Origin of the sequence: Parasporobacterium paucivorans DSM 15970 (assembly GCF_900141895.1) — a bacterium.
In the GTDB taxonomy this organism is placed as follows: Bacteria; Bacillota; Clostridia; order Lachnospirales; family Lachnospiraceae; genus Parasporobacterium; species Parasporobacterium paucivorans.
This window is the reverse complement of the sequence record NZ_FQYT01000003.1, coordinates 80,500-100,521: the sequence shown is the minus strand read 5'-3', so window position 1 is coordinate 100,521 and position 20,022 is coordinate 80,500. Positions and strand designations below refer to the sequence as shown.

Sequence of the window (20,022 nt, the reverse complement as noted above, 5' to 3'; positions counted from 1 at the left end):
TTTTCATGTATACACAAAAAAAGAAGATCCCCTTACCAGAGAATCTTCCTGATAAACCTACTTATTGCAGATATTTAAACGGATCCACCTGGTTGCCGTTTACAATAATTTCGAAGTGGAGATGTGGTCCGGTGCTGTCTCCGGTATTTCCACTCAGTGCAATTTGCTGGTTCTGTTCCACGTACTGGCCGGCAGATACAAGCGTTTTGCTGAGATGTCCGTACCTTGTCTGTTTTCCATCTGAATGCCTGATTACCACGGCATATCCATACCCGTTGGACCAGCCTGCACTTACAACTGTTCCTGCGCAGGAAGCTCTTACGGATGTACCCACAGGGCACGCCCAATCTACTCCCTCATGCATAGTTCCCCACCGTGGACCAAACGTCGATGAAAGGCTGCCTCCGGAAATAGGCTTTATAAAGGTAGGGCGCACCTTTGTTCCTCTTTTCTCAACCTGGGCAATCGGTTCGGTCAGGACATTCTGGTTAAGGATCTCCCGGTTGGTTTCTTCTCCATTTCTGTAGCTTATGAGTGCCGTTACCTGTCTGTGACCCTGTGTACCCTCTGTTACGACAGCGCTCTCTCCCTGGTACATGGAGTCATCTTCTATATAAACTGTTTCTGCATTAAAATCTTCTTCGTAGGTCTTCTGTTCGTTCACTATAACCGAAAGTTCCGGTTCCGGTACCGTAACGGTTACCTGATCCCCGATACCGATTATGGAGTCTTCCGTCAGACCAGCATTCATGGACACAAGCTGAGCCACCGTAAGTCCGAAGTCTGAAGCAATCGTCGACAGGCAGTCTCCCGCAACCGCTTCGTAAATTTTATTTTCTTCTTTATCTTTTGTAACCTGACTGATTGCTTCATCCAGTGTGCTGATTTCGCTATCATTCACATAGCTCTCAACAATTTCCACATTATCTTCAAAAGCCAGGCCTACTATCCCATCCGTTGAACCTGATTGGGCGTCCGCCGCAGCCTGTGCTTCTGCGGTTTTTTTTATTTCATAGGTGATGCTTGAATAGGTTCCGGATGTGGATTCAGAAAGGTTCACCTCAAAGTCACCGTTTGCATCATATTTATTTTTAGCAGCATCCAGAAGGGCAACAACATCTTCCCGGCTTCCGAGGGTAACCGTAAATCCGTCCATATCTACCACATATGCCTGCTTTTTATTTAAATTTGTGGATTCCAGAAGCAGAGTATAAATCTTATCTTCAATTTCTTTCGCGGTCTGTTGTGTGGCAAAAATCGTATCCTGTTTCTGCAAAACGATTTCTGGTTCCAGATATATCATAGTTCCAGTTTCTTGATTTATTCTTAATCTTGCATTTCTCAGGGCTTCCTCAAAAACGTCTTTGCTGGTTACAGTTCCAATCTCCTGGCCATTCAAGGTAATGGCATAATCGTAATTGTCCGATGCGGAAGCATAGCTTCCATAGGGAAACAGGATGGTCACAAGTAGGCATAAGACAATGGCCGAGGCTACATAGGTCATTTTAAGCTTCTTGTGGTGTTTCGTAAATTTCTTAATTATCATGATGGAATACTCCGTTCAATCTCCGTTATAAAAAACGTAATTCTTGCGTAACATTTCTGTAACATATCCTATCATAATATTTTTTCTTCTATTTGTAAAGAATTATTTTTTCTTAACACTGTACCCGAATTTTCCCAGTTTTGTTCCCAGGGTATAGTAATCGCCATGGGAGTAGACTATCGGTTCAGCTTTTGACAGGTCGAATTTTCCTTTTGAATCCATATATTTATTGTCTGCATGTACCGCAAGGACTTCTGCCAGAAACATATCGTGAGATCCGCATGGAATTATCTGTTTGGTTCTGCATTCAATATTTATGGGGCTCTCCTCTATCAATGGGGCTTTCACGTGTATTCCGTTACATGCATGCAGACCCAGTGCTTCAAATTTGTCCACGCTTCCGCCTGATTTCACCCCGCAGAAGTCCGTGGCACGGGCAAGCTCCCTGGTTGTCAGGTTGATTGCAAACTCCCCAGCTTCTTTTATAATGGAATATGAATATCTTTCAGGTCGCACAGAAATGTAGACCATGGCAGGGTTGGTGGAAACGGTCCCAGTCCAGGCCACTGTGATGATGTTCGGACTTCCTTTTTTGTCCCGCATGCTCACCATGACCACTGGCAGCGGATAAAGCATATTACCAGGTTTCCATATTTCTTTAGACATCGCCTTCTCCTTTGCGTCCCTTAATTCTGTATGGCTACCATAAGCGCTGGAACTACCTGTTTCTTACGGGAGACTATCCCTTTCAGATATACGGAATTCTCGCCGCAGGACATATCGAATGCCTGCTGTGCCGTTTCTCTCGATCTGCTTCCGTAATATATAAGAGTCGTAGATCTGTCCATTATGCTTGTCAGCATAAAGAATGTCATCTTCGAACTGCCGTCACTATGGTTTTCCTTTAGGTATTCTACGATTTTTTCCCTGATTTCAGGTATCTCATCGTTGCTGATAATGTTCACCTGACCAATTTCCAGGCTTATATCATTGATATTAAATACCTTGCAGTCCTGATAAAATATTTCTCCGGCTGTTTTTCCCTTAAAGCTGCTTCCTGCCTTAAACATCTCTCCGGCAAATTCATCCGTGTCAATTTCCGCTATTTTAGCCAGGCTTTCTCCTGCTTTCCGGTCTTTCGCAGTACAGGTAGGAGACGTATAGTACAGGGTATCCGATAAAATGGCAGAGCAAAGCAATCCGGCGATCTCCTTTGGAATTTCCACATCATTCTCGCAGAACATATCATATATAATGGTGGCTGTACATCCAAGAGGCTGGTTTCTGAAGTATACAGGATTGATGGTTTCTATGGATCCAATCCTGTGGTGGTCGATTATCTCGAGAATTTCTGCTTCTTCGACCCCCTCTACAGCCTGGCTTTTTTCATTGTGGTCCACAAGGATGAGTTTCTTTCTTGCTGCATTCAGCATATTTCTTTTCGAAATCATGCCGACATATCTGTCATCTACATCCAGTATCGGGAAATACCTGAATCTGTATTTAGCCATTGTATATTTTATCTGTTCAATATAATCCTCTTCCCTGAAAATCATGAGGTTTTCCGTGGACATGAAATGCCGGATCGGAATACTCTGATTGATAAGCCTTGCAACAGTATAGGAGTCCAGTTCCGTAGTGATGACGACGCATCCTCTTTCTGTGGCAAGCTTCCTTATGGTGGCGGATATCTCAGCACCGACACAGAGAATAATACAGGCAGCACCCGATTCTATGGCGCAAAATTGTGATTCATAGCGGTCACCTGCAACGACCATATCTCCTTCATCGATGAAGGTTTCCATTACTTCGGGTTTTGCCGCAGCTATCAGGACCTTTCCCTTGCAGAAAGATGCCTCTTCATCCCCAACGATAACCTCACCCTCCAGGGTTTCTGCTATGCTTTTATAGCGGGTTCCAGCCTCGGAAAGTATCCTGTTGTCGTACACCTCCATATAGGATCTCGCAATGTCATCAATGGTGATGAGACCTTTCAGTCTGCTCTGGCTGACAATGGGGAGCGTGGCAATATCAATTTTTTTCATCAGGGACCAGGCGGTTTTAAGGGATATGTCATCCGCCACACCTTCTACCCTTCGGATTTCAATATCCTTTATCTGAGTACCCACTTCTGAAATATAGGATGGCTCTTTTACCTTGAACCTCTTCAGGACATACTGTGTTTCCTCGTTTATTTTTCCAGCTCTCCTGGGAATATATTCATGCTCACCCGTTTTGTTTTTTAAATATGCATATGCAATGGATGAACATATGGAATCAGTGTCCGGATTTTTATGGCCAATTACAAATACCTGTTCTTTTTCCTTATCCATGTTTAACTACTCCTTTAAACTGCGAAGATACTGTATTCCTTCGGCGATGATGGCCGGATGGTCTGAAGCCAGTCCGACGGCGTGTTTTACAGTGTACTTTGTATTTTTTATCATCCCATCCCGGATGGATATGGACTGGATTCGGGCTTCCAGCCGGAGGTCAAATGACTTGTTTTCCACAATCAGGCGATACGTCTTTTCAACAGAAGGAGCCCCTGCCTCCTCAATTTCCCGTTCGGACAGCAGATTGAACTCCACTTCAAACCAGAGCGCATCCTGCGCGTCATCTCCAGCACGGAGCCCGGGCATTCCACTGCAAATCATTCCTATGAAGGCTGTTGTTATGACCCTTGTCCTCGGGTCACGGTGCACAGCCCCATAGGATGCCAGCTGCTCCATCTGGACGCCCTTTAGTCCTGTCTCTTCTTCCAGCTCCCTGGAGGCGGCAGATTCCAGATCTTCCTCCATATCAACAAAGCCTCCGGGAAGTGCCCAGAAGCCTATGTTGGGATGATTTTTTCTTTTTATCATTAATATTTTCAGATTTCCGGAAAGGTTCTCCCGCTGAAATACAAGGCAGTCCACGGTATGGGATGGAGCATCATATTCTTTTGGGTTATATTCCTCCAGAAACTCCTTAAGACTCTTTCCCTCTGCGTTGTTCTCCCCAGTTCCCAGAAATGTTTCGAGGTAATCTTTGTTTTCCATCCCGGTTTTCCTTTATGACTCCTGCAGGTAAAATTCTTTTACCCTGTTATATATTCCTTCAGCGTCCAATCCGTGTTTTTCAATCAGTTCCCAGCCGGTTCCGGATTCGCCAAAAACGTCATTGACTCCAATTCGGAGAACCTTCACAGGATATTCCTTTGAGAGCGTCTCACATACAGCTCCTCCAAGTCCTCCTATTATGGAGTGCTCTTCTATGGTGACTATTTTATTCGTCTCCTTCGCTGCCGATACGATGAGTTCCTCATCCAAAGGTTTGATTGTATGGATGTTGATTACTTTTGCGGATATCCCGTCCTTTTCGGAAAGCATTTCTGCTGCCTTCAGGGCTTCTCCCACGGGAAGTCCAGTGGCAACCAGGGTGATATCCCTGCCTTCCCGGAGCACGATTCCTTTTCCAATTTCAAAGTGATAGTCTGGATTTGTATTGATTACCGGAATGGCAAGTCTGCCAAACCTTAAGTAGACAGGTCCATTATATTCAGCCGCCGCAAATACTGCAGCTCTTGCCTCGACATCATCGGAGGGGTTGATCACGACCATCCCCGGGATAACCCTCATAAGAGCAAGGTCTTCAATGCACTGGTGGCTTGCGCCGTCTTCCCCGACAGACACACCCGCATGGGTGGCTCCTATTTTCACATTCAGATGGGGATATGCAATGGAATTTCTTACCTGCTCATAAGCTCTTCCAGCAGCAAACATGGCAAAGGTGCTGGCGAAGGGAAGTTTTCCGGTTGTGGCAAGACCTGCTGCAATCCCCATCATATTTGCTTCCGCGATGCCGCAGTCAATGTGCCTCTCAGGAAAAACTTTCTGAAAAGTACTCGTTTTGGTGGCCCCTGCCAGGTCCGCATCCAGGACTACCAGGTTATCCATTTTCATTCCAAGCTCCACCAAAGCCTCCCCATAGCTTTCGCGGGTTGCAATTTTCTTTACTTCTGACATAGCTCTTCACCCATCCTTTCCAATTCTTCCATGGCGATTCTGTATTCCTCTTCATTTGGTGCTTTACCATGCCAGGACGACTTGTTTTCCATAAAGGATACGTTTTTACCTTTTACGCTGTCGGCAATAATTGCCGTCGGCATCCCCTTGACCATTCTTGCTTCCTCAAAAGCCTGGCGGAGACTGTCAAAATCATGGGCATCCGCTAAAATGACGTGGAATTTAAATGCCTTCAGCTTCTGATCTATAGGGCATGGCGAGCAGATATCTTCCACATTTCCATCTATCTGCAAGCCGTTGCTGTCTATTATCACGACCAGGTTGTCCAGTTTATGATGGCCGGAAAACATGAATGCTTCCCAGACTTCTCCCTCCTGAAGCTCTCCGTCGCCCAAAAGCGCATATATCCTGTATTCTTCTTTGCTGAGTTTTGCCGACAGAGCCATTCCTGCTGCGGCTGATATCCCCTGCCCCAGAGATCCCGTTGACATATCCACGCCCGGGGTTCCCTTCATGTCGGGATGGCCTTGAAGCCTGGATCCCAATTTCCTTAATGTTTCCAGTTCCTTAATCGGAAAATACCCCCTGTTTGCCAGTGCAGAATACAGCCCCGGTGCCCCGTGTCCCTTTGACAGGACAAAACGATCCCTGTCCGGTTTTTTGGGATCCGCAGGGTCAATATTCATTTCTTCAAAATAAAGGTATGTCAGAATATCTGTAGCGGAAAGGGATCCGCCGGGGTGTCCTGACTGGGCATTGTATACTGCCGTAATCACCCCTTTGCGTATTTCATTTGCCTTTTTTTTCAATTCATGGTTGTTCATATTAGGTTTTCCTCTTTTCTATTCGCCGAATACCGCTCTATAATCCTCCTGGAACTTCACGATACCCTGGTCTGTCAGTGGATGTTTGACCATCTGCATAAGTACTTTATATGGAACCGTTGCAATATCGGCTCCTGCAAGCGCACAGTCCGTGACATGCATGGTATGTCTGATAGACGCAGCGATTATTTCCGTTTCAATATTATGGATTTCAAAGATTTCCGCAATCGACCGGATCAGCTCAACCCCCGGTTCGGATATATCATCCAGTCTCCCGACAAAAGGTGAGACGTAGGTAGCACCGGCTCTCGCCGCAAGGAGTGCCTGATTCGCAGAAAAAACAAGTGTGACATTCGTCTTGATGCCTTTCGATGTCAATCCCTTGCAGGCCTTCAGTCCCTCACTCGTCATGGGGATTTTGACCACCATATTTGGATGGATCTTTGCAATCTCCATTCCTTCTTCAATCATTTTCAAGCTGTCAACCGTAGTAGCCTTCACTTCCCCACTTATGGGACCGTCCACTATGGAGGCGATTTCCGCAATTACCTCTGAAAAGTTTCTTCCTTCTTTTGCAATAAGAGAAGGATTCGTAGTAACACCACAGATAATCCCCATTGCTTCCGTCTCTCTTATCTCTTCGATGTTTGCTGTATCAATAAAAAATTTCAAATTCGTCTCCTCCTATAATCTATTACATGAAGTCCGTTTCCCTTAAAACTTTTCGCTGGCTGCCTTTCTTCCTGAAAAGACCCAGCAGCTTCCCGCTTTTACTTCTTTTAATTGCTTCATCAACGATTTCCCAGGTGTCCTCTGCGATTATATTTTCACGTGTGCTGCAGAGATTTCCTATTCGGACATGAAGGGCAAGCCTGCCCATTTCATCAATATCATACCCGGATTCCTTTGCATACTGGCTGGCAAATTCCACCCATTCCTTTATCCCGGGTCCCTGGATGTTTATCACATTGGGAAACATTTCCTTAAGATCGGGGGTAACGCCCAGCAGCCTGTCGATGGCAGTATTGTTGTCCTCGAAAACGATAATCATATCTCCAGTGTAGCCCTTCATGGCCTTAACCAGTTCCCTGGCTGTTGAAGTGCTCATGCTGGCAGCCCTTTCGATAATCAGATCTGTTCCGATAAGTTTGGATAATGTATTGGCAATGTCTTTTCCGTTAAGGTTCGAACCCTTTACCTTTACGATTTTTCTTCCCCTTCTGTCTCTTTCCCTGTTCACTTCCTTGATGAGCTTAATGGCAAAAGATGTCTTTCCGGTCTTGGCATCCCCCATAACGATGAGATTGTTTTTTTCCGAGGTTCCGTCCCGGTCATACTTTTCGACCAGGTTATGCAATGCCAGGCACAGTTGTTTTTCCAAACCATCTATGCACAAATATTTTTCGAATATCTCCCTGTATGCATCATCTAATCCGAGACAGATTTCCTCCAGTTCAGCTTCTGATTCCGGCGTCAGTCCTATTTCCTGCTCTTCCCAGATTATTTCTTCTGCTTCTGTTTCCGTTTCTGCTTCCATTTCCGGTTTCGTTTCCACTTCTGGCTCCGTTTCCGTTTCTGGCTCTGCCTCAGGTTCTGGTTCGTCTTCCTCTTGCATTTCTTCCTCCAGATCGGCCGCGATTACTTCCTGAAGCGTCTTTTCAATTTCGCTTCTCGCTTCTTCCAGAATCTTCTTTTGTTTCTCATCAAAAGCTTCCATGAGGCCGCCAACCGTCGGCTGCACTTCCACTTCCATAATCTCGATTTCTTCCTCTACTTCCAATACCCTCTGTGTTTCTCCCGGTTCGGGTGATTCTTCCAGGAGTTCTTCCGGTTCCTCTGCAGCCTGGTGCTTCTTTTCGTACCTCTCCTGCTGACTTCTGGTCAGAGGGACATGCAGTCTTTTGAGCTCCATTGCCTTATCAACATATGTGCCTTCATTGAACCATAGAATAATCTCATCACATAGTTCTATACATTTTTCTGTCTGGCCCATTTCATTATAAAGCATGGCCAGTTCATACTGCCATCGTTCGTCCAGTTCAACAGAAACGAATTTTTCCAATATAGCCGCCTGCTTTTCCAATGGTTCTCCCTTGGCTCTGGCTATTTCGTACTGGAGCACATATTTCCCGGCATCTTTAGGTGACAGCTGCACGAAATCGTCATAATACTCCTGCGCATCCTCGATTGTCCCGGTCTTCAGGGACAGGGTAGTAAGGCGGTAAGCCAGCTGTCTCCCCATTGGCAGCCTCTCATAAGCCAGGGACAGGATGTCCTTTGCTTTTTCATACTGGCTGGTTTTCTCATATACATCCGCAATAATATTTATAAGTCTTAAATCCTTAAGTTTCTTAATCTCAAAGCTGTCTGCTATTTCCGCGGCGGTATTATAATCTTTTTCTCTATGCAGTTTTATCAGCTGTTCTGTTTTTAAATTGAGTTCGTATTTATCCAACACGCTCACCCCATCTTCCTGAAATCTCTCTAAATTTCAATTCGTCCTTCCAACGCGCGAAGCAGGGTCACTTCATCTATGCATTCCAGATCGCCGCCTACCGGAACACCGCTGGCAATTCTTGTCACCTTTATACCCACGGGTTTTATGAGCTTACTGATATACATGGCGGTTGTCTCCCCTTCAAGGCTTGAATTTGTTGCAATTATGACTTCTTTTACCGTATCGTCCCTGAGCCTTGCCATCAGTTCCTTCAGCCGGATGTCACCTGGTCCTATCCCCAGCATAGGGGCTATGGCACCGTGAAGCACATGATAAATTCCGCTGTACTTTCCTGTCTTTTCATAAGCGGCAAGATCCTTCGTGTTTTCCACCACCATGATTGTGGACTTGTCACGGACAAGACTTTTACATATCGGGCAAAGATCGTCATCGGTAAGAGTGAAACATTCCTTACAATACCGGACATTTTCTCTGGCGGATACCATGGCGTCTGCCAGCCTCTGAACCTGCTGCCCATCCATATTTACGATATGAAACGCCAGTCTCTGTGCGGACTTTGCGCCAATTCCCGGCAATGCGGAAAGGGATTCTATAAGTTTTGTAATATAATTACTGTAATATTCCATTATTTTTTGCTCCCGGTCTAGAAAGGAAATCCTCCAGGCAGCCCTCCGCCGAGGCCTCCTCCGAGACCACCGGTAACCTCTGACATGATTCCCTGGGACACGCCTTCCATCTTCCTGAGCGCCTCGTTGGTTGCTGCCATGATAAGGTCCTCCAGCATTTCGATGTCTTCCGGATCCACCACTTCCTGGGAAAGCTTGATCTTGGTGACCTCTTTTTTCCCGGAAACCGTAACTTCAACCGCTCCGCCACCTGCTGTAGCCGTAAACTCCTTGCTTTCCAGCTCTTTTGTTTTCTCTTCCATCTGTTGCTGCATCTTCTGTGCCTGTTTTAATAAATTACTCATATTTCCGGGCATTCCCCCTGAAAATCCACCTTTTTTTGCCATTTTTTATTCCTCCTCTTCTACGATAATCGGTATGTTTATTTTGCTGCGAATTTCTGCATAATGATCTTCAAATCTTTCTTCCGTCTCCAGCTGTTTCGTTTCTATATGTATCTGCTTTCCTATTTCCTGTCGGATTATGTTCTTAATATACTCCGCCTCTTTCTCTACCAGCTTGCAGGCATAAGAGTCGGAAAACACCATAAGAAGGGTGTTTTCTTCCTTTGCGCTTAGTTTTGCCTTGCCCAAGCAGACTTTCAGTCCGCCCTCCAGATGCCGCACAAGTTTTCCCCAGTTGTCCACCACATATTTGACATCCTCTATTCCAGCCTGGGGAAGAACCGGCTTGGGTTTGCTGGATTTTTCCAGCTTTGGACCGGTCTCCAGCTGATCCGCCTGAACCATGGGAATTCCTTTTTCCAGTTTTCCCTCCAGGATATTCAGCCGCTCCAGTATGGATCCCATATCGTTCTCCATTTGGGGAACCGCCATTTTTATCAGGGCCGTTTCCACCGTTATTCTTTTCTGGGAAGTATATTTCAGATTATTGGAGAGCTCGGATAAAATTCGGATATATCTGAGCAGGATCTCCATAGAAACGGATCCGGCTGAGGTTTTCAGGGCATCCAGCTTCTCTGCCGATATGCTCAGCAGCTCCTCGCTGACCTCATCGCTTGTCTTCAGCAGCATCATGTTTCGTAAATACCAGGTATAATCCAGCACAAACTGGGAAATGTCCACGCCTTTCATTACCAGTCTGTCCAGCCTGTTTATACATGAAATGGCATCTCTGTTTATCAGCTTTTCCGTAAAATAAGTGAATACTTCCGTATCCACCGCACCCAGGATGCCCAGAACATGTTCATATGTAAGCGGCTCGTTCAAGTAAAAGGAAATACACTGGTCAAACAGGCTGATGGCATCCCTCATGGAACCGTCGGCCGTTCTCGCAATATGCTTAAGTGCCTTCTCTTCAAAATCTATTCCTTCCTTGACTGCCAGCTCTGCCAGTGCCTGCGTTATCAGCTCTGCAGTAAGCCTCCTGAAGTCATATCTCTGGCATCTGGAAAGAATTGTTATAGGAATCTTATGCACTTCTGTCGTCGCCAGAATGAAAATCACATAGGCCGGAGGTTCCTCCAGTGTTTTCAGCAGCGCATTAAAGGCGCCTATGGAAAGCATATGCACCTCATCAATAATATATACCTTGAAACGTCCGCTTGTCGGTGAATACTGCACTTCATCAATAATCTGGCGGATATTGTCCACGCCATTGTTTGAAGCGGCATCGATTTCCACAACATCCATGGATGTTGTGTTCTGTATTGACCGGCATGTTTCGCATTCCCCACAGGGATTCCCGTCGGAAGTACGATTGCAGTTTACTGCTTTTGCGAAAATTTTTGCCACGCTGGTCTTGCCCGTGCCCCTCGTTCCGCAGAACAGATAGGCATGTCCGATCCTGTTGTTCGTGATCTGATTCTTCAGTGTGGTCACGATATGATCCTGTCCCTTGACCTCATCAAAGGAGTTGGGGCGAAATTTTCTGTATAAAGCTATATAAGACATAAATTACCTCGGTTTTATCTGCTTTCTATTCCGAATATTACCATATTCCAGGCCTAATATCAACCTGTTCACATAAAATACATGGCTCATCCCTGCCACCTGAAATGTCCTTTTATCGTGTATCTTCCTAAATCATCCGCCTCTCTGGCGCCCATTCCATCGTGATGAATAATATATGGTATCCCGTCCGCATTCCTTCTGTCCGAACAGATTGCGATGTGCTTTGAAAATACAACAATATCCCCCGGCTGCCATTCTTCCGGGTTCGCCAGATCCGTACCCAAATTCAGAGCCTTCCTTTCCAAAAAGACCTTCAGGTTTGCCACTCTTCTGAAATCAATATTGGAATCAGGGGTTTCGGCCGATGGATAGGCTCCGGTATTTTGGGCTATGTCCATATCCACCAGAGACTTCAGGTTATATCCGGCTGCCTGAAAGGCGTTCCAAATGACATCCGTGCACACACCGAAACCGTCATCCGGATACCCACCTTCGTAATAAATGCTTTTATACCGGGGATTTGTATCGATATAAGCCCTGGCTCCGGCCATAATATCCGAATAATCATCCAGTCCGTCACCATCCGCATCCAGGGGGCTTGCTATTTCTGCTATATCCAGCTCCTCTGCCGTGTACATCCTGACCTGGGAAACGGTATTCCCCTGCAGCATGTAAGTCAAGCCTGCGAACAGGATTATTCCTGCGAATATTCCGGCAAATAGGTGTTTTCTCATTGTATGTCTCCTGCCTGTTTCATTAATTATTAGGAAATTATATCATATCTACACATTGCATTCCAATTACACAAAAAAATAAGGCTCCATTCTGTTGTCCGTCTTGACGGGTACATGAACTGAAGCCTCGATATTTAAATTAATCCGTGCGTTTCGCTTTGAATATGACCCACAGACGTTACCCTGACAGTTAACTCGGCCCAGGCACCCTCACGGCACACGGGAGGTTCTACTTAGTGCTGCTTCATTCCTGACCTGACACGGTTCGTAAATTCCCATTGCGTAAGACCCAAGCGTCATTGTCACTTATCAGGGGCAGCTCTGCAAGCTTCCACCCGAGGCGAAACATCACCCCTGCTATAGCGGATTGCAGGTACAGGGCACCGCTGACTCCCCGGCTGCACGGAAATGTTATGACTTGATTGGTATATTGAATCATCAGTATAACGGAGTTTAATTTTTTTGTCAATTATTTTATCCATTTCCCCTTACAATTCAGTCCGGCTGATGTATAATATATTCAAATGATGATATGAGGTGATTTTTATGTTTACAAACAAACGATTGTCTGGTGCTTATGAAAATGCCCGGATTGAATATTTTGACAACACTTCCAAATATGTATTTATGAGTGATTCTCACCGGGGAGACGACGGTCTTTCCGATGAATTTACCCGGAACCAGAATATCTTCCTTCATGCCCTCGATCATTATTATGAGGATGGTTTTGTTTTTGTGGAGGCAGGCGACGGGGACGAGCTGTGGGAGCAGTCGAGCTATAAGTATCTGCGGCTGGCGCACCGGGATGTGTACAATGCCCTGAAAAAATTTTTTGACGACGGCCGGTTGATTCTGCTGTACGGCAACCATAATATACAGCTTAAATATCCGCAGTATGTCCGCGACAACTGCTTTTATTACTACAGCGAATATTATGAGCGCAAACACAAGTTCTTATATGGAATCGAACCCCAGGAGGCCCTCCTTATGAAGCACAGGGAAACCGGACAGGAGATACTCACCGTCCACGGACACCAGGGAGATTTTTTCAATGATCAGCTCTGGAGATTTTCCCTTATTTTATCCAGATATTTTTGGCGGTTCATGCATGTCATCGGTCTTCACAATCCTTCGAGCCCATCCAAGAACCTTCATAAGCGTCACAAGATAGAAACCGCCTATACGAAATGGATCCAGCTTAGCAAGACCATGCTGATCTGCGGACATACCCATCGTCCGAAATTCCCTAAAAATGGTGAGCTGCCCTACTTCAATACCGGATGCTGCATCCATTCCAGGGGCATCAACTGTATCGAAATTTCAGACGGAAAGATCCTGATGGCTGACTGGATTGTCCGGGCAAATGAAGATGGTCTCCTTGAGGTGAAACGAAAAGTGGTCCGCGGACCGGAACCTCTTGAGAAATATGACTTCAATTCTAATCCGGACTTAAATAAGATTATCCTTTCAATGAAATCGGATGATGAGGATGATTCCGTTTAATTTATTGGCTTTTATCTTTGTTTTTATTTTCGTTCCTTAGTTTTGCAAAGAATTCCTTTAAAAGCCCGCTGCATTCCTCTTCCATCACGCCGGTTTCAATAACTGCCTGATGATTGAATTCTTTTACATCCAAAAGATTCATTATGGATCCTGCACAGCCGGCTTTTGGATTCATGCATCCAATCACGACCTTTTTTATTCGCGACTGGATAATTGCGCCTGAGCACATCTGGCAGGGCTCCAGCGTCACATACATGGTGCAGTCATCAAGTCTCCAATCTCCCATTTTTTTGCATGCTTTTTTTATGGCCAAGAGTTCGGCATGGGCCAGAGCTGTCTTGTCTGTTATACGTCTGTTGTATCCACGCCCTATTATTTTGTCATTATGGACAATTACACAGCCAATAGGGACTTCTTTGATGGCAAAAGCCTTTTTTGCCTGCCTTATAGCTTCTTTCATATATTTTTCATTATTTTCCATAGCTTCTCCCGATGATTGAAATACTCCTTCTAATCTGTTATTATCAAAGCAGAATCATTATAATTTAAATGGAGGAATTATGCAAATCCACGGCCTCATAAAAACTTCCCTTGTAGACTATCCGGGGTACCTGGCATGCACCATCTTCACAGGCTGCTGCAATTTCAGATGTCCATTCTGCCAGAATAAGGGGTTAGTACTCAGCCCCGGCTCGGAACCGGTTATTCCCACGGAAACGGTTCTGGATTATCTGCAGAAGCGAAAAACCATATTGGAAGGGGTCTGCATCTCGGGGGGAGAACCCACATTGCAGGCGGGGCTTAAAGACTTCATCCGTTCCATAAAGGCCCTCGGACTGAAGGTTAAACTGGATACCAACGGCACCCGTCCTGATGTGCTTAAAGCTTTACAACACGAAAATCTTCTTGATTACGTTGCAATGGACATAAAGGCCCCCAGAAATAAATACGCTGAAGTATCCGGAATAGACAGCCCAGATATGGACAGAATCCAGGAAAGCATTGATTTTATTATGTCTTCCATGCAGGATTATGAATTCAGGACCACGGTGGTAAAGGAACTGCATTCCCTGGATGACATCCGGGAAATCATCTCCTGGATCAGAGGCTGCCGTCTGTATACAATTCAATCCTACAGAGATGGAGACACAGTCATCTGCCCGGGTTTTACAGCCTATACACAGGAAGAGCTTGACACCCTGGCCACTGAACCCTGGATCAAAATTGCAAACCGTTCATAACCATGCTACTATTAACAAATGCAAAGAGGAGGACCCTATGGAAAATTTAAATGAAAAAGAAGTTTCCGGATATCCGGCTGTCAGCGGACTTGCCATTGCTTCCATGGTTTTGGGAATCTTATCCATTATAACTTTTTACACTTTGGGATTTGGTATTCTGTTGGGAATTCTGTCCATCATTTTTGCCATTGTTTCCAAAAAACGCACCGGGGGGAGACTCAGCGGAATGGCCATTGCCGGTATAACCTGTTCTATTTGCGGCATCGTTCTTGGAGCTATATTCTGCGCTTTCGTTTTAATCGGACTCGCCATATCATTTAATGGCGGAGGCTGCACCCAATTTCATGAGTGGTTTAACTCCATCAAAAAATATTAACCAGACGGAGGAAAAGTATGAAAATATGTCCAAACTGCAACACTGCCAATGTGGATACCGTCAATTTCTGCACGCAATGCGGAAGACCCCTGGGTGACGTCCCTGTCACACCCCAAAAACAACATGCAGCCGTCGGAAACGATGACAATATATTTGCCCTGGCTTCCCTGATACTGGGAATCTTCAGCATCATCACCTACTGGGCTGCTTACTTCAATGTCCTTTCCCTGCTCGCCGGAATCGTAGGGATTCTGCTGGGAATCAAGGCACGAAACAGCATCCTCCCCGGTGAAAAAGGAAGAGGTCTGGCTAATGCAGGCTTTGTGTGCTCTGTAATCGGCGTCATTTTTTGCTGTATTGGCGTCTTTACCTGCACATTATGTTCTGTCTGCTCAACGTACATGCATTAAACTTTACACAGAAGAGGAAATTATGCATCCATTTATCCACATTTTTGGCAAGGAAATTGCCGCCTATGCAGTTATGTCCCTGCTGGGAATTCTGGCATGTGCCATAGCCATATATTTACTGAACAGAACACAGCCGCTGCGAAAGGACCAGTTTTCACATATCGCAGCGGCATCTCTTCTGGGACTTCTCCTGGGAGGCCACTTTCTGTACGGAATCACAAGGCTCCCTGATATTCTGTCCGCCCTGGGGGACGGACAGCTGAATTTCTCCTCTTTCCACGGAATAAATGATTTCTTTTCCCTATACTTCGGGGGCTTGGTTTATTTCGGAGGACTTTTTGGCGCCCTGGCGGGTGGGTATCTGTACTGCCGTTACAGCCGTCTGAATACGCGTACCTATATGAACGCTCTGGCTCCCGCTATCCCGCTTTTTCATGCATTTGGACGAATCGGATGTTTTTTGGCCGGCTGCTGCTATGGAATTGCCAGCGACTGTGGCTTTACCTATACCCATGCCCTGAGTGAGGCTGCCAACAACATAAAAAGATTCCCGGTTCAGCTCCTGGAATCTCTTTTGGAATTTGCTCTTTTTATTTTATTGGCATTTCTTCTTGTAAAATTCAGAAACCGTTATTCCCTGGTCCGGATTTATCTTCTCTGTTACAGCCTCATCCGTTTTCTGGATGAATTCCTCCGCGGTGACGAAATTCGTGGATTCCTTGGCCCATTTTCCACTTCGCAGTGGATAAGTCTTATTATCTTAGCTTGTCTGGCTTTCGAGCGCATCCGAAAACGCCGCAAACTGCTCTAATGTCAATGCCTCTCCCCGGATATCCGGTCTGAGTCCCAGGTCCTCAATAGCCTGTCTGATTTCCTCTTTGGAAAAATTAATATTTCCAGCATTTCCCAAACTATTCAGCATGGTTTTTCTTCTCTGATTGAAAACGGCCCGTATTATTGCAAACATAAGGGTCGTATTATTGACCTTTACCGGTTTTTCCGTCCGTCTTGTAAGCCGGATGACCGCCGAATCTACATTTGGTTTCGGTATAAAACAGGTTTTAGGAACAATGGCTACAATTTCCGGCTTGGCATAATACTGCACAGCCAGGGAGAGGGCTCCATAATCCTTTGTACCCGGGCCCACCCGCATCCGTTCGGCAACTTCCTTTTGAACCATAACCGTAATGCTTTTTATCGGCAGATTTTCTTCCAGAAGTTTCATGATGATAGGCGTGGTAATATAATAAGGCAGGTTCGCAACCACCTTCACCGATCTTTTCCCGTCCGCAATTTGGGTTAAATCCAATTTCAGAATGTCCTCATTGATAATACGGATATTCTTGTAATCCGACAGGGTCTCTTCCAAAATCGGAATCAGTTTTTTGTCAATTTCAACGGCAAAAACCTCTCCTGCTTTTTCACATAAAAACTGTGTCATCGTTCCAATACCAGGACCTATTTCGATTACCGTGTCTTCCACATTTATTTCTGCTGCCTCTACTATATTCCACACTATGTTGGAATCGATGAGGAAATTCTGTCCAAATCTTTTCTGCATGGAAAAATTATATTTTTCCAGAATCTGCACCGTGTTTTTGGGGTTAGCCAGATATGCCATCCTTACTGCTCCTTAATATTATACATTCTCATTGCATTTTGACAGGTAACCCGGATTACTTCCTCTTCACTGATCTTTTTAATCCGTGCAGTTTCCCGGATGATAAATGGAAGGTATAACGAAGAGTTTCTCTTTCCCCTGTTTGGTTCAGGTGAAAGATATGGACAGTCCGTCTCCAGAAGAATCTGCTCTAACGGCATATATTCAACCACTTCTTTTAACTTTCTGGCGTTCTTGAACGTCAGCACCCCGCCTATTCCCAGATAGAATCCCTTATTCAGGTACTCCCTGGCTGTCTCCACACCATAGGAAAAACAGTGAATCACTCCGCCGGCCTCTTCCGCTTTCAGAGCTTTCATCATATCCAGAGTGTCTTTGTTGGCGTCCCGGCTGTGAACAACCAGAGGAAGGTGCTTCTCCTTCGCCAGTTCGATATGTCTTTCAAACCATTTTTTCTGCAGGATGGCAGACGCATCCTTGTAATGATAGTCCAGACCCGTCTCCCCAACCCCAATTATTTTGGGCTCTCCCAAAGAATCCTCTACCAGCCTGAATTTTTCTTCATCCAGCCGGCTTATATCACTGGGATGCACTCCTGCCGTCCCATATATAAAATCAAATTTTTCCGTGAGCTTGATTGTGGATACTATTGTGTCCAGGGAAGAGGCTATATTTACAATATAACCGATCCCGTTTTCCTTCATGGAAGACAGCAGCTCATCCCTGTCCCCGTCAAATGCCTCATCATCATAATGGGCATGGCTGTCAAAGATCATCTAACATATCTCCGATCCGCTTATGATATCCTTATCCACGGTCATAACAGAAAGATTTCCTTCATCATCGCCGGCTGCCAGGATCATGCCCTCTGAGATGACCCCGCATAATTTTGAGGGTTTCAGATTTATTATAACAGCGACCTTCTTGCCAACAAGCTCTTCCGGTTTATAATGCTGGGCAATACCAGAAACCACCTGTATTGTGGCCGCTCCCACCCGGATTTGGGAAACCAGAAGTTTATTGGATTTCTTTACCGGCTCACAGGCAAGTATCTCCCCTACCTGAATCTGAATCTTATCAAAATCTTCGATGGTTATTTCCGGCTTTGCTTCCACCTGGGGGTACTTTACCTCATCCTCTTTTTCAGCTGCCGCAGCCTTCAGTACTTCTTCTAAGTCCAGTCGGGTAAAAAGTATTTCCGGATCCGGTGTCACTTTTCCTCCTGTCGGGTATTCTCCGTAGGATTCCATTGCTTCCAGGCTTCTGAGTCCCGAATTGAGCTGGGCCAGGATTTTCCCGGAAGTTTCCGGCATGAAAGGCTCAAGGAGGCTTGCACCGGTCACTATGCTTTCCACCAGATGATAAAGCACGGTCTGGAGCCTTGGATGATCCTTCTCTTCCTTTGCAAGCACCCATGGAATTGTCTCATCTATGTATTTGTTGCATCGTTTAAATAATGTGAATATATCTGTTATGGCGTCGGCGATGCGGAGCTTGTCCATTTTTGCCCTGACTTTGCCCGGTGTATGCAGCGTCAGCATAATCAACTCATCATCTACGGACTCATGCACGCCTGGATTTGTGATCACTCCATCAAAATATTTATTTATCATGGAGACTGTGCGTTTTACGAGATTTCCAAGTGTATTAGCAAGGTCCGAGTTGAATCGTTCCACAAGGAGTTCCCAGGTGATGATGCCGTCACTCTCAAACGGCATTTCGTGCAGGACAAAGTAACGTATGGCATCCACGCCAAAAACGTCTGTCAGGCTGTCCGCATAAATTACATTTCCCTTGGATTTACTCATCTTGCCGTCACCTTGCAAAAGCCATGGATGTCCGAAAATCTGCTTTGGCAGAGGCAGATTCAGTGCCATCAGCATGATCGGCCAGTAAATCGTATGGAAACGCAGTATATCCTTGCCAATCAGATGCAGATCGGCTGGCCAGAATTTTTTATAGAGATCTCCCTGGTTTCCATCCACGTCAAATCCAAGTCCGGTGATATAATTTGATAGGGCATCAATCCACACATATACTACGTGGTCGGGGTCAAAATCCACAGGAATTCCCCATTTAAAGGATGTCCTGGAGACACAGAGATCCTGCAGCCCCGGAAGAAGGAAATTATTCATCATCTCGTTTTTTCTGGATTCCGGCTGTATGAATTCCGGATTGTCTTTGATATGCTGAATAAGTCGGTCCGTATATTTGCTCATTTTTAGGAAATATGCTTCTTCCATGGCCGGAAGAACTTCTCTTCCGCAATCCGGACACTTTCCATCTGCCAGCTGCGATTCCGTAAAGAAGGATTCACAAGGGGTACAATACATGCCTTCGTAAAATCCTTTATATATATCGCCCTGTTCATAGAGCTTCCTGAAGATTTTCTGAACCTGCGCCACATGATATTCATCCGTGGTCCGGATGAATTTATCATAGGAAGTATTCATCATATCCCAGATATCCTTGATCTGAGCTGCTGTTCTATCTACGAATTCCTTGGGAGTGATTCCAGCTTCCGCAGCCTTCTGTTCAATTTTTTGTCCATGTTCATCCGTGCCTGTCTGAAAGAATACATCGTATCCTTCCATCCTCTTGAACCTGGCTATGCTGTCCGCCAATACGATTTCATAAGTATTTCCTATATGCGGTTTGCCTGATGTATATGCAATGGCTGTTGTTATATAATATGGTTTTCTGCTCATTTTGATCTCTCCTCTG

The 20,022-nt window shown here is 45.4% G+C and carries 21 protein-coding genes and 1 other RNA gene; 5 read left to right on the top strand and 17 right to left on the bottom strand.

The annotated features are described in order from the left end of the window. Positions 1-61 precede the first annotated feature (61 nt). From BUA79_RS01645 to ffs, 13 genes are all read right to left on the bottom strand, one after another. Positions 62-1,546, bottom strand: coding sequence for a LysM peptidoglycan-binding domain-containing M23 family metallopeptidase (locus BUA79_RS01645; protein WP_094757255.1), 1,485 nt, complete (start codon positions 1,544-1,546; stop codon positions 62-64). A gap of 102 nt (positions 1,547-1,648) precedes the next feature. Continuing rightward, a complete protein-coding gene (locus tag BUA79_RS01640; protein ID WP_073992620.1) occupies positions 1,649-2,212 on the bottom strand; it encodes a flavin reductase family protein in 564 nt (187 codons plus the stop codon). 20 nt (positions 2,213-2,232) lie between these two features. Then, positions 2,233-3,879, bottom strand: coding sequence for a putative manganese-dependent inorganic diphosphatase (locus tag BUA79_RS01635; protein ID WP_073992619.1), 1,647 nt, complete (start codon positions 3,877-3,879; stop codon positions 2,233-2,235). A gap of 6 nt (positions 3,880-3,885) precedes the next feature. Continuing rightward, a complete protein-coding gene (locus BUA79_RS01630; protein WP_073992618.1) occupies positions 3,886-4,587 on the bottom strand; it encodes an NUDIX domain-containing protein in 702 nt (233 codons plus the stop codon). Positions 4,588-4,599: 12 nt separating this feature from the next. Continuing rightward, on the bottom strand, positions 4,600-5,553 hold the full coding sequence (locus BUA79_RS01625; protein WP_073992617.1) for a transketolase family protein: 954 nt from the start codon (positions 5,551-5,553) through the stop codon (positions 4,600-4,602). Next, entirely contained in the window at positions 5,541-6,377 is an 837-nt protein-coding gene (locus BUA79_RS01620; protein ID WP_073992616.1) for a transketolase, read from the bottom strand. Before BUA79_RS01620 ends, BUA79_RS01625 begins: the two co-directional genes overlap by 13 nt. An 18-nt stretch (positions 6,378-6,395) precedes the next feature. Next, positions 6,396-7,049, bottom strand: coding sequence for a fructose-6-phosphate aldolase (fsa, locus tag BUA79_RS01615; RefSeq protein WP_073992615.1), 654 nt, complete (start codon positions 7,047-7,049; stop codon positions 6,396-6,398). Positions 7,050-7,071: 22 nt separating this feature from the next. Continuing rightward, complete coding sequence (locus tag BUA79_RS01610) at positions 7,072-8,841, bottom strand: tetratricopeptide repeat protein (protein WP_073992614.1); 1,770 nt, start codon at positions 8,839-8,841, stop codon at positions 7,072-7,074. Positions 8,842-8,861: 20 nt separating this feature from the next. Further along, positions 8,862-9,461 carry a recombination mediator RecR gene (gene recR / locus BUA79_RS01605; protein ID WP_073992613.1) on the bottom strand — a complete coding sequence of 200 codons (600 nt, stop codon included), beginning with the start codon at positions 9,459-9,461 and terminating at the stop codon, positions 8,862-8,864. A 17-nt stretch (positions 9,462-9,478) separates the two neighbouring features. Then, a complete protein-coding gene (locus tag BUA79_RS01600) occupies positions 9,479-9,847 on the bottom strand; it encodes a YbaB/EbfC family nucleoid-associated protein (RefSeq protein WP_073992612.1) in 369 nt (122 codons plus the stop codon). Between the two features lie 3 nt (positions 9,848-9,850). Further along, positions 9,851-11,413: a DNA polymerase III subunit gamma/tau gene (dnaX, locus tag BUA79_RS01595; protein ID WP_073992611.1), complete on the bottom strand. Its 1,563-nt coding sequence runs from the start codon at positions 11,411-11,413 to the stop codon at positions 9,851-9,853. 86 nt (positions 11,414-11,499) lie between these two features. Continuing rightward, complete coding sequence (locus tag BUA79_RS01590) at positions 11,500-12,147, bottom strand: DUF1287 domain-containing protein (RefSeq protein WP_073992610.1); 648 nt, start codon at positions 12,145-12,147, stop codon at positions 11,500-11,502. A gap of 144 nt (positions 12,148-12,291) precedes the next feature. Further along, positions 12,292-12,553, bottom strand: an RNA gene (gene ffs / locus BUA79_RS01585) — signal recognition particle sRNA large type. Between the two features lie 140 nt (positions 12,554-12,693). Between ffs and BUA79_RS01580 the strand changes: the two genes are divergently transcribed. Further along, positions 12,694-13,650, top strand: coding sequence for a metallophosphoesterase family protein (locus tag BUA79_RS01580; RefSeq protein ID WP_073992609.1), 957 nt, complete (start codon positions 12,694-12,696; stop codon positions 13,648-13,650). 1 nt (position 13,651) lies between these two features. On the opposite strand, the gene tadA is transcribed toward BUA79_RS01580, so the two are convergent. Then, positions 13,652-14,131 carry a tRNA adenosine(34) deaminase TadA gene (gene tadA / locus BUA79_RS01575; RefSeq protein WP_073992608.1) on the bottom strand — a complete coding sequence of 160 codons (480 nt, stop codon included), beginning with the start codon at positions 14,129-14,131 and terminating at the stop codon, positions 13,652-13,654. Positions 14,132-14,210: 79 nt separating this feature from the next. Here tadA and BUA79_RS01570 point away from each other — a divergent pair, with 79 nt between their 5' ends. From BUA79_RS01570 to BUA79_RS01550, 4 genes are read left to right on the top strand one after another with little or no spacing between them, the layout of a single operon-like run. Continuing rightward, entirely contained in the window at positions 14,211-14,891 is a 681-nt protein-coding gene (locus BUA79_RS01570) for an anaerobic ribonucleoside-triphosphate reductase activating protein (protein ID WP_073992607.1), read from the top strand. A 37-nt stretch (positions 14,892-14,928) separates the two neighbouring features. Next, positions 14,929-15,267, top strand: coding sequence for a DUF4190 domain-containing protein (locus BUA79_RS01565; protein ID WP_073992606.1), 339 nt, complete (start codon positions 14,929-14,931; stop codon positions 15,265-15,267). 17 nt (positions 15,268-15,284) lie between these two features. Further along, positions 15,285-15,677: a DUF4190 domain-containing protein gene (locus tag BUA79_RS01555; RefSeq protein ID WP_094757254.1), complete on the top strand. Its 393-nt coding sequence runs from the start codon at positions 15,285-15,287 to the stop codon at positions 15,675-15,677. Between the two features lie 22 nt (positions 15,678-15,699). Beyond that, on the top strand, positions 15,700-16,488 hold the full coding sequence (locus tag BUA79_RS01550; RefSeq protein ID WP_073992605.1) for a prolipoprotein diacylglyceryl transferase: 789 nt from the start codon (positions 15,700-15,702) through the stop codon (positions 16,486-16,488). Here BUA79_RS01550 and rsmA read toward each other — a convergent pair. From rsmA to metG, 3 genes are read right to left on the bottom strand one after another with little or no spacing between them, the layout of a single operon-like run. Further along, positions 16,438-17,298, bottom strand: coding sequence for a 16S rRNA (adenine(1518)-N(6)/adenine(1519)-N(6))-dimethyltransferase RsmA (rsmA, locus tag BUA79_RS01545; protein ID WP_073992604.1), 861 nt, complete (start codon positions 17,296-17,298; stop codon positions 16,438-16,440). The genes BUA79_RS01550 and rsmA overlap by 51 nt on opposite strands. A gap of 2 nt (positions 17,299-17,300) precedes the next feature. After that, complete coding sequence (locus BUA79_RS01540) at positions 17,301-18,074, bottom strand: TatD family hydrolase (RefSeq protein ID WP_073992603.1); 774 nt, start codon at positions 18,072-18,074, stop codon at positions 17,301-17,303. Beyond that, complete coding sequence (gene metG / locus BUA79_RS01535) at positions 18,075-20,006, bottom strand: methionine--tRNA ligase (RefSeq protein ID WP_073992602.1); 1,932 nt, start codon at positions 20,004-20,006, stop codon at positions 18,075-18,077. It abuts the gene before it with no gap. Positions 20,007-20,022 lie beyond the last annotated feature (16 nt).

Coding starts and splice junctions, on each gene's coding strand:
- BUA79_RS01645 (WP_094757255.1), bottom strand. CDS start 1,546: ATGATAATTAAGAAATTTACGAAACACCACAAGAAGCTTAAAATGACC.
- BUA79_RS01640 (WP_073992620.1), bottom strand. CDS start 2,212: ATGTCTAAAGAAATATGGAAACCTGGTAATATGCTTTATCCGCTGCCA.
- BUA79_RS01635 (WP_073992619.1), bottom strand. CDS start 3,879: ATGGATAAGGAAAAAGAACAGGTATTTGTAATTGGCCATAAAAATCCG.
- BUA79_RS01630 (WP_073992618.1), bottom strand. CDS start 4,587: ATGGAAAACAAAGATTACCTCGAAACATTTCTGGGAACTGGGGAGAAC.
- BUA79_RS01625 (WP_073992617.1), bottom strand. CDS start 5,553: ATGTCAGAAGTAAAGAAAATTGCAACCCGCGAAAGCTATGGGGAGGCT.
- BUA79_RS01620 (WP_073992616.1), bottom strand. CDS start 6,377: ATGAACAACCATGAATTGAAAAAAAAGGCAAATGAAATACGCAAAGGG.
- recR (WP_073992613.1), bottom strand. CDS start 9,461: ATGGAATATTACAGTAATTATATTACAAAACTTATAGAATCCCTTTCC.
- BUA79_RS01600 (WP_073992612.1), bottom strand. CDS start 9,847: ATGGCAAAAAAAGGTGGATTTTCAGGGGGAATGCCCGGAAATATGAGT.
- dnaX (WP_073992611.1), bottom strand. CDS start 11,413: ATGTCTTATATAGCTTTATACAGAAAATTTCGCCCCAACTCCTTTGAT.
- BUA79_RS01590 (WP_073992610.1), bottom strand. CDS start 12,147: ATGAGAAAACACCTATTTGCCGGAATATTCGCAGGAATAATCCTGTTC.
- BUA79_RS01580 (WP_073992609.1), top strand. CDS start 12,694: ATGTTTACAAACAAACGATTGTCTGGTGCTTATGAAAATGCCCGGATT.
- tadA (WP_073992608.1), bottom strand. CDS start 14,131: ATGGAAAATAATGAAAAATATATGAAAGAAGCTATAAGGCAGGCAAAA.
- BUA79_RS01570 (WP_073992607.1), top strand. CDS start 14,211: ATGCAAATCCACGGCCTCATAAAAACTTCCCTTGTAGACTATCCGGGG.
- BUA79_RS01565 (WP_073992606.1), top strand. CDS start 14,929: ATGGAAAATTTAAATGAAAAAGAAGTTTCCGGATATCCGGCTGTCAGC.
- BUA79_RS01555 (WP_094757254.1), top strand. CDS start 15,285: ATGAAAATATGTCCAAACTGCAACACTGCCAATGTGGATACCGTCAAT.
- BUA79_RS01550 (WP_073992605.1), top strand. CDS start 15,700: ATGCATCCATTTATCCACATTTTTGGCAAGGAAATTGCCGCCTATGCA.
- rsmA (WP_073992604.1), bottom strand. CDS start 17,298: ATGGCATATCTGGCTAACCCCAAAAACACGGTGCAGATTCTGGAAAAA.
- BUA79_RS01540 (WP_073992603.1), bottom strand. CDS start 18,074: ATGATCTTTGACAGCCATGCCCATTATGATGATGAGGCATTTGACGGG.
- metG (WP_073992602.1), bottom strand. CDS start 20,006: ATGAGCAGAAAACCATATTATATAACAACAGCCATTGCATATACATCA.